General features: G+C 59.6%; 7 protein-coding genes. 6 read left to right on the top strand and 1 reads right to left on the bottom strand.

What is annotated here, in order from left to right; all coding sequences use genetic code 11:
• Positions 1-96: 96 nt before the first annotated feature.
• Complete coding sequence (locus C814_RS10925; protein ID WP_016317881.1) at positions 97-747, bottom strand: hypothetical protein; 651 nt, start codon at positions 745-747, stop codon at positions 97-99.
• A gap of 244 nt (positions 748-991) precedes the next feature.
• On the opposite strand from C814_RS10925, the gene C814_RS10920 reads away from it, so the two are divergent.
• From C814_RS10920 to flgB, 6 genes are all read left to right on the top strand, one after another.
• Positions 992-1,465 carry a hypothetical protein gene (locus C814_RS10920; protein WP_016317880.1) on the top strand — a complete coding sequence of 158 codons (474 nt, stop codon included), beginning with the start codon at positions 992-994 and terminating at the stop codon, positions 1,463-1,465.
• Between the two features lie 589 nt (positions 1,466-2,054).
• On the top strand, positions 2,055-4,376 hold the full coding sequence (fliD, locus tag C814_RS10915; RefSeq protein ID WP_016317879.1) for a flagellar filament capping protein FliD: 2,322 nt from the start codon (positions 2,055-2,057) through the stop codon (positions 4,374-4,376).
• Between the two features lie 38 nt (positions 4,377-4,414).
• Positions 4,415-4,795: a flagellar export chaperone FliS gene (gene fliS / locus C814_RS10910; protein ID WP_016317878.1), complete on the top strand. Its 381-nt coding sequence runs from the start codon at positions 4,415-4,417 to the stop codon at positions 4,793-4,795.
• A 667-nt stretch (positions 4,796-5,462) separates the two neighbouring features.
• Positions 5,463-10,460, top strand: a complete 4,998-nt coding sequence (locus tag C814_RS10905; RefSeq protein ID WP_016317877.1) for a cadherin-like beta sandwich domain-containing protein — start codon at positions 5,463-5,465, stop codon at positions 10,458-10,460.
• Positions 10,457-11,329, top strand: a complete 873-nt coding sequence (locus C814_RS10900) for a class B sortase (RefSeq protein WP_016317876.1) — start codon at positions 10,457-10,459, stop codon at positions 11,327-11,329. The genes C814_RS10905 and C814_RS10900 overlap by 4 nt, the downstream gene beginning before the upstream one ends.
• Positions 11,330-11,331: 2 nt before the next feature.
• Complete coding sequence (flgB, locus tag C814_RS10895; protein WP_016317875.1) at positions 11,332-11,700, top strand: flagellar basal body rod protein FlgB; 369 nt, start codon at positions 11,332-11,334, stop codon at positions 11,698-11,700.
• The last annotated feature ends 508 nt before the right edge of the window (positions 11,701-12,208 follow it).

Below are 12,208 nucleotides of genomic sequence, written 5' to 3'. Positions count from 1 at the left end.
AAAAAGAACCCCAGCGCGGGGGCGGATACCCCGCATCCCGGTGCCGCTTGCGGCACACCTCTCAAAAAAGGTAAGGTGCTGCACCGCTGCACAAATCTACCGGAAACTGCTGTTCTGGGTGCTCAGGTAGCTGATGTAGCTTTCGAGGTTGGAACGGGAGGCGGCGTCGATGCTGGCGATCGAGCATTTATACCCGCGTTTGGACTGCCCCAGGTCGATCATATGGTTGATGGTGAGCTGGACTTTTTGGAGGCGCGGTTCCTCGAGCGAAAGCAAAAGCGGCTGGGTTTCGTCGAGCAGCTCCTCGGTGGTAAACTTGATCTGCCGCAGCGAAACCGCGTGGACCCGCACGTCCAGAACCTCTTCATGGGGCTGGGGCTTGCGGTGGAACAGGCCGAACTTGCCCTTTGGCGGGCGGGTCAGTTCAGCCTGGAGCTTGGCGGGAAGGTCTACGTCATAGAGGAACACGCTGCGCGCGCCGGGCAGCATCTCTTCGGTGATCGAGACAATCCGGAGCATCTGGGGCGAGGACAGGTAGACCTCCCCGGTATAACTGATCACCTCAACACCGTCCTGGGTGCGTACGATCTTCAGATGTTCCCCGCGGTTGTAAAGCGGGACGAATTCCCCGCGGAATTCCACGCTTTTGTTCTCCTGAGAGACTGTAATGGTGCCGCTTTCGACCGGGCGGTCATCCAGCGTCTTGATGACGCCGGGAAATTTCGGATCACTTTTGCTATAGCTCAAGGCAGGTTCCTCCTTTTTATGACAAAAAGCGGGAGACGCCTCCCGCGATGATGCAGCCCATCCGTTCGGATGGCGTAGTCAGATTTTCAGGCGGCGGGCCAAAACGCCAGCACGCTTTGACAGGGCCCGCAGACCTGGAAGGGCCGCAAAAGGCTCCTTCCGGATACTTCGATTATAATACAAAAATCCGAGTTTGTATAGAGGGCTTCGGCCAAAAAAATACAGAGGAAAGCGAGAGGTTTTTATGAAGGAATATGACGGTCTGCTCCGCCTGCTCGACGAAAAAAAGCAGTTGCTGGAGCGGTTTGAAGAGGTCTCGCTCCGGATGCTGACCTGTGAGGATGACGACCTCGAAGAAGGGATGGAGGAGCGCGGCAGGCTGATCGAACGGGTGGATGAGCTGGAAGCACAGGTCAGGGGGTTCTGCGACGGTGCAGGGGAGCCGGCCCTGCTGCGCGCGCTCGATCCCGCAGCCTCGCGAGGGGAGCTGCCGGGCTGGGCCGCACAGTTCTATGACGCGGCACGCGCCTCCGACGCGGTGGGACTGCGTCTGCGGGAGGCAAATATCCAGCTGCACACCCGGCTGGAGGAGGTGCGGGAGCGCACCCTTTCCCTGATCCGGGAGTCCAACCGCGGGCAGGGCGCCCAGGCCGCGAAATATTACGGCTCGATGGGCGCGCGCGGCGGCTATCCCGGCTCGCAGCTGGGGAGGGCCTAGGGGAGCTTTTTTGTGCAGCTGCGCAGCACCTTGCCTTTTTAAATAGGACTGCCGTCTTCCGGCGGCAGAGGATGCGGGGAGTCCGCCCCCGCGCGGCGGGTACCTTTTCGGATGCACGAAAAGGTACCAAAAGTGCACGTAAGGGGGTGTCCCCCTTACGTATCCCCCAAAACGCTGCCCGCCTCCAGCAGGGCGGAAAAGACGCGCATGTCAGTGCCCGCCCCAACCTGTTTTTGTTCAGATAGGCCCCACCCACTCGACCTGGGCTGTGCCGCGAAACCCCATTACACAGTGCCCGATCGGGTCGGGCTTCCCAGCTTGCCGGGGTGGGGCACACGGGGAGGGGTCGCTGACCCCTCGCCCGTGAGGCAGCCCGCAGGGTCGTCGCGGCGGATGCCGCGCGTCGGGCCAAAGGCCCGAGAAGACCCGAGGAAGGCGCGAGCGCCTATCCGTTTGGGCTGGGGCCAAACGGATGCTGCCATAAGGTGCTGCACCGCTGCACACTTTTTAAACAAGTCCCTTTAGTTTGGGGCATTTTGTACGATTATTTTTAATAGAAGCAATTTATGCAGCATCGGAGGTCTGAAATATGAATGTGAATTCTACCAGTAGTTACGTAAATAACCCGAGCAGCAATAAAGGCTTTTCAGGCATGGCGTCCGGGATGGACACCGAGAGCATGGTCGAAGCGCTGCTCTCCGGGACCCAGGCGAAGATTGACAAGCAGAATGCTCTGAAACAGCAGACCATCTGGAAACAGGAGATCTACCGCGATCTGATCACCCAGATCAACAGTTTCCAGAGCAAGTTCTTCAAAAAGAGCTTCAGCGATTTTTCCAGCACCAGCTTGATGAGCCCATCCTTTTTCAATGCGATGAGCATCGCGTCCACCTCTTCTGCGATCCGCGCGTCGGTGGACAGCTCCGCCGCGGTGGGGAGCCATTCGGTCAAGGTTTCGCAGCTCGCGACCGCGTCCAAGGTCACTTCGACCTCGGCTGCGGGCAAGCATGACCTGGAAGGCACTGCAAACATCTCGGAGATGTACAAGACTGCCATGAAAGACGCGCTCGCCGAGGAACGCACCGTCTCGCTTTCGGTGAACGGCAAGGCGATCGACGTGGATTTCAGCGATCTTGTCAAGGAGAATGCCGCTGACAACAAAGTCGAGTACCCGACCCCCCAGCAGATCGCAGACCGCCTGAACGAGGCGCTTTCCAAGTTTGACGGGATCAGTGCGACCGTCAATACGGACGGCAAAGTGGTCATCACCAGCACCAACACCGATGACAAGGGCAAGTATACCGATGAGATCAAGGTCCTGACCTCCTCCTCGAGCGAGGGCCTCGCGATGACCGGCCTGGTTGCCGGCGCTTCCCTCGGCAAGGACGGCACCATGACCGCTGCGAATGCACCGAAAACAGAGGGCGACGTCACCTTCAATGTGGACATCACCTACGACGGCGCGAAAACCACCGTCAAGATTGATATGGAAAAGGTGATGGAGCAGGCGGACGAAGCCGCACAGCGCCGGGAGATCCAGCGGCAGTTCCAGGAGCAGGTTGACTTCGCGTTCGGCGAGGGCAAGGTCCAGATGTCTATGGACGACACCACCGGCGGGTTCAAGCTGTCTACCCAGTATAAGACCAGCACTGTGATGATCTCGGGCGACAACGCCAACCAGACCACGCTCGGCGTGCTCAACGGCGAAAGCAACCGGATCGGCATCGGCGGCGACCTGGGCATGTACTTCAAGGACGCGTTCGACGCGGATGGCAAGGCCAGCTTCTCGATCAACGGCAAAACGATCGAGGTCAACAAGGACATGACCATTTCGGAGATGATGCGCGCGGTCAATAACAGCGGCGCCGGTGTTACGATGACCTACCAGTCCAACTCGGGCACCTTCTCGCTCACCGCAAACAACAGCGGGGATGGCTTTAAGATCGACATCCAGGACACCAACGGCAGCCTGATGGCATCGGTATTCGGCGCGGATGGCAGCACCACCACCTATACCACCGATATTGACGGGGGGGCTTCGGTGCAGGATCCCGACAGCGGCGCTGTGCGCATCGGCAATTTTGTGGAAGGCAAGGACGCGATCTTCGAGTTTGACGGGGTGGCGATGGCGCGCAACAGCAACACCATCAGCCAGGACGGCCTGACCATGACCTTTACCAACACCACCGACCAGGCGGAGACGCTCACCGTCAACCGCAACACCGACCAGATCGTGGATGGCATCAAGGGCTTCATCGAGGAGTATAACGCGCTGCTCGACAAGATCAACGGGCTGGTCGATGCGGACGCGGAATACCGCGATTATGCCCCGCTGACCGATGCACAGAAAAAAGAGATGACCGAAAAGGAGATCGAGAAGTGGGAAGAGAAGGCCAAGACCGGCCTGCTTCGCCGCGACAACGTGCTCGAGAGCTTCCTGCAATCCATGCGTTCGGTGCTCTACGAGCGGCCTGCGGATTCGGCCTACGCGCTGTATGACCTCGGGATCGACACCGGCGACTATACCCAGAAGGGCAAGCTCTTCATGGATGCGGATGGCGAAGCGAAGCTGCGCGCGGCGCTCGAGAGCAACCCCGACGAGGTCGCCAAGCTGTTCACCAGCGAGGACGGCATCGGTAACAAGATGAACGATATCCTCAACGGCGTGGCAAGCACCAGCTCGGGCAGCCCGGGTACACTGGTCCAGATCGCGGGCGTCAAGGGCGGCGCAAGCGAGGCTTCGAGCGACTATAACCAGCGCCTGAGCGAGATCGAGCAGAAGATCAAGAACCTGAAGAATGCATATGAATTGGAGAAGAACCGCTACTGGAGCAAGTTCAACGCAATGGAGAAGCTGGTTTCCCAGATGAGTTCCCAGAGCGCATGGCTTTCCCAGCAGTTCGGCTACTAAAACAGAGTGAGTTTAGAATAACGAGGTGAAGGAAACGAATGCCAGTGAACCCCTACCAGAAATACCAGCAGCAGTCGGTTATGACCATGACGCAGGGGGAGATGCTCACCAAGCTCTATAATGAGATCATCAAGCAGTTCAGCGGCGCGGCAATGTATATGCGCGAGCCGGAACCGAACATCACCGAGATCAATCGGGCGCTGCAAAAGGGCCAGCGCATTCTCAACCATCTGCGGGCGACTCTTGACCATCAATATAAAATTTCGGCTGAGCTGGATGCCTTTTATGACTATTTCATCCGGCAGGCGGTACAGGCCAACCTCAAAAAAGACCCCAAACTGATCGAGGAGGTCATTCCTCTGGTCACAGAACTGCGGGACGCTTTCATTCAGGCGGACCGCAACGCGAGAAAACACTGATGTTTTTGGCAATCCCCCCGGAATTTTCCGGGGGGATGCTTTTTTGTATTGCTGCGCAACACGCTGCCTGTTTCACAGGAATGCCGCTTGCGGCACACCTCTTAAAAAAGGTAAGGTACAGCACCGCTGTACATCTCCCACCATCGTCTGGGGGCATCCGAGGGTGCAAATCAGCCCTGAGCATGAGCGCTTGTCGGGGGGCGCGGGGTTCTTTAAGGGGCGTCGCCCCTTAAATGCGCTTTTGGTTCCTTTTCGCGCATCCGAAAAGGGACCCGCCGCGCGGGGGCGGATACCCCGCATCCTCCGCCGCCGACAGGCGGCATTCTTCTTAAAAAGGCAAGGTGCTGCGCAGCTGGATAAAAAAACCTCCCGCCCGGACTTGTGTTTTGCGGCAGGCGGTCGAAAAGTGTAATGTAAGGTATAATCAGATGGCTCGGAGGCAGCTTTTTGGCCGGTTTCGAGCCTGCGGTGGTTTTTGCCGCAAAAGGCCGCTCCAAGCGGTCTTGCTTCGGACCCGATGGCCAAGGGGCTGCCTGGTGCGTCAGCGGGTTTTCCCGCCGCCGGAAAACAAGGGACGGTTTTCCGGTGCTCTGGCCGGATGCAAAAATGCAGGGTGCATGAGGGGCGCATCCCTGCGGAATCTGGATGGTTGTGAGGTAATATAGATATGAGCTGGAAAAAAATAACGGCTTTCTGTTTGGCGTTCGTGATGGCTGCGGGCGTCTCGTCCGGGCTTTCGCTCGAGCTGGATGCGGCCCCGATCAATGTCGCGGGCGGTTCTTCGCGTGCGGCAGGGGATTCCTCCCGCGCTACGACCGAGCAGGCCGCGACGCTGGCCTTTACCAAGGACCCGTGGGACAAAAACCCCACTGACACCGAAACCCGTACCGCGGTCAGCGGTACGATTGTGAATTTTACCGAAACCACCAAGGCGGGATACGCCAAGGATGTCAACGACAACTTCACCTGGGACGCCCAGAACAACGCGCCCAAGCCGAACGAGAACGGCAAGGAGGACCTGGTGATCCGCGACGCGGGCGGCAATAAGCGCAGGCTGACGATTTCCAAGGACTACCCGCCCGACCCCAAGGGGACGGACGTCACCATCATGTTCAACGGAAACTACTATACCCTGCGCGGGACTGGTATCGTCATCCAGAAGCCAAGCGGGCAGCCCGCCATCCCCGAAGAGAACGCGACGATCAACCCCACCCGCGTGCAGGAGTTTGGTGAAATTCACCTAAGGGTCACGCGGGGCGAGCAGCCGGTCGACGGGAAGCCCGGCGGCGTGGCAATGGGGATCGAGATCGCCAGCAAGGAGGGCGTGTTCGGGAATGTAACCGATGTGCGCGCCCTGCGCCAGCCGGACGGTCAGCTCCAGATCGAGCTGGTCGGCGTCGCAACCGAAACCGGGAACCAGTCGTTCTTCTTCAAGCCCTACGGACAGTACCAGGGCTACCGCAACCCCGATGATGAAAACGAGGTTACCGATAAGGACGGGAATCAATGGGGGTCGCTGCCCGGGCACTTTGAAGTGGATGACCAAGGGAACACAACAACAACGCTCCTGCCCGCGCCGACCGACACCAACGATGTCATCCGCAAGGGCACCGAGTTTACGCTCATCCTGCGCAAGCCGGTTTCCAACACCCTCGCGCTCACTATCAAACCGCCGATGACCGCGGTCAACGAGATTGCCGAGCGGGTGGATGCCAGTGTGCGTGAGGACGGCAAAAAGGTCGGCATGACCGACAGCCAGTACATCACCCTCGACCCGCGCAACTCGCTCGAGTTCATCACCGAGGATTTCTGGCTGGTCAAAAAGATCAAGGATTGGAACGCGCAGTTCGACGTCGCATGGACGGTCGGCACCACCAACGACAACGGGCAGAATGTCCAACTGGAGGACCTGCTGACCGTCGTGACCACCTCCCCGCCGCCGCCCGACGACCCCAACGCACAGAACGAGGTCACCCAACAGGTGATCCTGAACAAAGAAAAACTGCCGGAAAAAAATGTGGAGGGGTTCCTCTCCGCAGTGGTTTCCTATACCACTGCGGACGGAAAGGAAACCTTCCAATCGGACGTAACGATTGAAATCCCGATCATCGTCCGCGGCAAGGGGGTCAAGCCGGAGACGGTCGAGTACCAGACCCATAACCCCGAGGGCGCAACGGTGATCGACACCGCGCTCACCGGCAACAAACGGCTTGAGATGGACGTTTTCCAGGGCGGCATCCCGGGCTACAGGGACCCAAAAAAGCCCTACCAGTATGACCTGAACCTCATGATGGGTTCGGGCAACGGCTGGGCGGAATATGTGCGGATCGACGTGGAGCACACCGCCCAGGAGGAGACCGACGAAGAGGATTTCACCGGGGAAGAAGAGGTGGTGCAGATCCGCGCGGACGACGCGATCCAGCAGGGGACCAGCATCAAGCTGAACAACCCCGGCAAGCAGGAGGCGGACGTTGAGCCGAAAAAGATCGCGCTCGAGCTGGTGGCCGCGCACAAGGGCCGCGCGGTTCTGACCATCAACTACGGGCAGCTCACCGCCACCGGCGAATATGTCGACGACCCGGCGCTGACGCGGATTATCACCCTCGATGTCGACAACACCTCGCCCAGCGACGACGCGCGGCTGAAATCCATCGTCATCGAAAACCAGGAGGGCAAGGTGGTCGGCTACGAGTCGGCGACTACCGAGCCCTGGCAGTTCGACAAGGACAACACCGGGCAGTACATCATCGAGGTGCCCTACACCTCGACCGGCCTCCAGTTCATCCCCACCAAAAACCACCCGCTTGCCCAGCAGACGGTCGATATCCTCTGGCAGGCGTACTATCTCGACGCAACCGGCAACCGGGTATTCCTGAACAAGGGCGATTCGGGCGACGGGACCGACCCGTGGTCCAAGGTCAAGAGCGGAAACCGCACCGATTCGATCGGCGAGGGGATCACGCTGCTCTTCTTCCGGCAGGGCCAGCCGTTGCCCGACGGGGTGCCGATCACCGTGACCTTCCGCACCACCGCGCAGAACCCCACCATCCATATGGACTATATCCTCCAGATCATCCGGCGGTCGCCGGGCGTCGACGCGAGCCTCATCAAGGTGGAGGGCTACCGCGACGGCGACCAGGAGGAGAAAACGACCAACCTGTTCACCCCGTTTGACGGTTCCACGCTGGTGCAGAAGGAGATTTATACCGTCCCCTACATGACCGACTGGATCTGGATGAGCGCCACCCCTTCCGACGAGAACGCAAAAGTCGAGTTCGACCCGCCGCTCAAGCAGTATAAGACCCAGCTGTTCGGCCAGAAGGAATGGCTCCAGCTCGCCGACATCCCGCAGCTGGAAAACGGCCTTTACAACCTGAAAATCAAGGTCTGGTCGGAGGCGACCCGGTACGACCCGCTCGCCAACCCCGACCGCGTCTACGAATTGCAGATCCGCCGCGCGGACCCATCCAAACATTCGGGGCTGGGGATGCTCGAGCTTGCGAAACTCGATGGGGAGACGGTCCCGTACACCCCGGCGGTCAACGAGAACACGCTGACCTATGTGGTTAAGGACCTGCCCTATTCGGCCGCAAAGCTCCAGATCAAGGCGGCGCAGTCCCCCGACCCCGAGAACCCGCTCAGCACGATTTATAAGATCCTCTGCGTCTACAACCTGAAAAAGCCGAACGGCGGCGGACGGAAATTTGTGGACATCACCTCGGATTTCTCGATCAAGAAGGCGGTTGACATCGACTTCCTGCGCGAGGACGAACTCCCCGACGTGCTGCACCTGATCGTCGTTTCGGAGGCCGGGTACGGCAAGTCCGACGAGCAGATCTGGGAGGCTGTGCAGAAGAACGACCCCGGCGACAGCGACTGGTTCACCGATTATACCATCGAGGTCAACCGGGCGCGCCCGAGCGAGATTTCCGACCTGCTCAACCTCAAGGTGAAGGGCAAGGACAAGGCGGACCAGGAGCACGACCTGAGCCTGAACTTCCGCGGCGACAACTACGACACCTATTACCTCGACGTGCCCTACTCGATGGCGAAGGTCAACTTCACCCCGTTCCTCGGGCAGGAGGGGCAGAAGATCTGGATTAAGAGCAACCAGGGCATCATGGGGATACTGCCGGGCCTGGGCAACCAGATCAAGGACGCGGATACCAAGGGCAGCTCCACCTCCCGCGACTACGAGCTGAACCGGTATGAGGATAACCCCCAGACCGAATTCACGATCACGGTGCGGGCGGAGGATTACGAGGAATACAACCCCGGGCACGAGTCGATCTATAAAGTGGTGGTCCGCCGGGCCGCGCCGAGCAGCGATGCGCGCCTGCGCAACCTGACCGCGACCAACGTCGAGCTTGACGAGCTGCTTTATCCGGCTGGGCTGCGCCCGCCGTTCACCGCCTCGACCTATGACTACGAGGCGACCCTGATCGCAGGCGCGGTGGATACGGTTGTGACCGCAACCGCCAACGACGCCAACGCGACCATCGAGATCGAGGAGATCCTCACCCCGAGCGGCGTCGGCTCCGACCCGATCGCGATTATCTATGTCGAGCAGACGGTCACCATCGTGGTCACTGCCGAGGACGGCGTCACCACCGAGACCTATACGATCACCTTCACCAACCCGAACATGATCGAGAAGACCACCAATGCCGACCTGAAATACCTGGACGTCAACTACAGCTACATGAACCCCGATTTCGAGATCGGCTTCAGCTCCAAGACCGGGTTCGGGCAGATGACGCCCGACTTCCGGCCCGCCACCACCGACTATGAGGTCGTGGTGCCCGAGGACTGCTACCAGGTGGAGATCCAGGCGAAGCCGGCCGACAAATACGCGACCATGGAGATTTTCCAGGGCACCCGCTCGATCGGCGACTACAACGGCAACTATTCGGCTTCGGTGCAGGACGGTGAGAACCAGTTCTCGATCGTGGTGACCTCGAGCGCGGGCGAAAAATACACCAAGACCTATAACATCAGCGTGTTCCGCAACGATGAGGAAAATATGAAGAACCTCACCCCGCTCGACGTCGAGGACATCGACTTTGAGAATTCCGGCGACGTGATCCTCATTGCGATCGACGAATACCCGCGTGTCAACGCGAACGTCTTTGCGGAGCTGAAAAAATACCCCGAAAAGACGATCATCTTCCAGGGCAACGACTACTCGATCGAGTTCAAGGCGTCCGACCTGACCCGCGTGGTACCGCAGCAGGAAATCTTTGATTTCAGAATGTTCTTTACAACCCCGCAGGAAGATGCTATCATGGAGATCATAGACCGGCGCAGCAGCAATGACGACCTGCGCGGCAACCGGATCGTCATGATGTACTTCCCGTACCATGGGATGCTGCCCGGCACCGCGACGCTGCACCTCAACCTCGGCTACCGGTACCACGACGACACCCTCTACTGGCACTACTACAACGAGGACCGGGAGCGGATCGACTATTACGGTTCGATCCTCGCGAATTCGCAGGGAACCTTTGCGGTTTCGATCGACCACTTCTCGACCTACATCGTCACCCGCCCGCACTATATCTACGGCGCGGAGCTGATGTACGGCGTGGAGGGCGAGGATACCCTGCTCAACAATGACTTCAACAAGGTCAACCCGTGGACGGGCGTCCCGGAGGAGAATCCATGAAAAAATTTCTGTGTACCCTGTTGGCCCTGTCGCTGGCGGCGGGACTGGGCGGATGCAGCGCGGTGAAAAAGCTGCTCCCGTCCAACGCCCCGGCGCAGGCCGGCCCGGCTTCGTCCGCGGCCTCTTCCCAGCAGCAGCAACAGCCAAATTCCCCGTCGCTGGGGGTGCGCAAACGCCCGCAGACCGACGTCGATGTGGCCGAGGCGCTCAATTATGAGCGCTCCCAGAATCCGGATACCGTCGCATGGCTGCGGATCCCGGACACCGACGTCAACGACAGCGTTTTGCAGGGGATGGACAATGTGGAGTACCTGCGCCGGACCGAGCGCAAAAAGGAGGATGTGTACGGCTGCTACTTTGCCGACTACACCAACTCGATCGGCCCGCGCACCCGCCTTTCCCCCAATACGGTGATCTACGGGCACAGCGACCTGAAGGATAACCCCGACGGGCCGCGGTTCTCCCAGCTTTTCAAGTTCACCGACCCGGAGTTTGCCGCGTCCCACCCCTATATCGAGCTGACGGTGCTCGGCGAGACGATGCAGTGGGAGATTTTCGCGGTGTTCTATCCGCATGTGAGCCTCGACTACATCAAAACCAACCTCTCGGGCGACGAGCTGACCGCCCTCGCGCAGGAAGCGGTAAACCAGTCGATCTACGACTATGGGGTGACGGTCCGCCCGGACGACAAAATCCTTACCCTTTCCACCTGTACCATCAAATACGGGGAAGGGGATACCCAGCACCGGTTTGTGGTGATGGGCAGGCTGCTCCCCAAGGACAGCCCGCTCGCCGAACAGGTGACGATCAAACAGAAGGACGGCGCGCAGGCAGCGGTTTCCGCGCCCGAGCCGCAGACGGAGGGATGAAGATGCTTTACAATTCACTGGCGTTCAACGCGATGAAGAGCGGCCTGGATGGCCTGGCGATTGAGCAGAAGATGATCCTGCACAACCTCGCCAACTACGAAACCCCGGGCTTCAAGTCCAAGTCGGTGACCTTCGACAAGGTCCTGCACAAGGAGAAAGAGAAAGGCGGCGGGGTCGGCGGGTCCTACCGGTTCCAGGCCACCATCCACACCAATGACGCGGTTGAGCTGCGCCCGGACGGCAACAACGTCGATTCGGATGTCGAAAGCATGAAGCTCTACGAGAACTATGTCCGCACCCAGTACCTTTACACCAAGATCAGCGGCCAGTTTGCCAACATGAACTACGTGCTTGACCAAACTGCGAAATAAAGATGTGCAGCTGCGCGGCACCTTGCTCTTTTCAATAGGAATGCCGCCCTCCGGCGGCAGGGGATGCGGGGAGTCCGCCCCCGCGCGGCGGGTCCCTTTTCGGATGCGCGAAAAGGAACCAAAAGCGCATTTAAGGGGCAATGCCCCTTAAAAAACCCCACGCCCCCAGGCAGAGCGCTCATGCTCAAGGCTGACTTGCACCCTATTTCGCCCCCAGACGTTCGCATGCCGTTTCAAAAGTCAGAATCGATCGAGCACCGACGCGAAGGCGTTTTGCTTCTAGTTTTGGTCGAGTGGGCGGGGCCTGTCTGGCCAAAAAAACAGGCCGGGGCAGGCGCTTGCGCCTTCCTCGGGTCTTCTCGGGCCTGCGGCCCGAAGCGCGGCATGCGCCGCGACGACCCTGCGGGCTGCCCCACGGGCTAGGGGTCACCGGGCGCATGTTGTTTTGGAATCCCGACCAAAACAACGCCCATCGCTTCTCGGGCTTTCAGCCCGAAGCGCGCTTGCG

The sequence above is a fragment of the Anaerotruncus sp. G3(2012) genome (assembly GCF_000403395.2).
Taxonomy (GTDB): domain Bacteria; phylum Bacillota; class Clostridia; order Oscillospirales; family Ruminococcaceae; genus Anaerotruncus.
The sequence above is the reverse complement of the archived record's forward strand: the minus strand, read 5'-3'. Positions and strand labels throughout refer to the sequence as shown.

Coding starts and splice junctions, on each gene's coding strand:
- C814_RS10920 (WP_016317880.1), top strand. CDS start 992: ATGAAGGAATATGACGGTCTGCTCCGCCTGCTCGACGAAAAAAAGCAG.
- flgB (WP_016317875.1), top strand. CDS start 11,332: ATGCTTTACAATTCACTGGCGTTCAACGCGATGAAGAGCGGCCTGGAT.
- fliD (WP_016317879.1), top strand. CDS start 2,055: ATGAATGTGAATTCTACCAGTAGTTACGTAAATAACCCGAGCAGCAAT.
- fliS (WP_016317878.1), top strand. CDS start 4,415: ATGCCAGTGAACCCCTACCAGAAATACCAGCAGCAGTCGGTTATGACC.
- C814_RS10905 (WP_016317877.1), top strand. CDS start 5,463: ATGAGCTGGAAAAAAATAACGGCTTTCTGTTTGGCGTTCGTGATGGCT.
- C814_RS10900 (WP_016317876.1), top strand. CDS start 10,457: ATGAAAAAATTTCTGTGTACCCTGTTGGCCCTGTCGCTGGCGGCGGGA.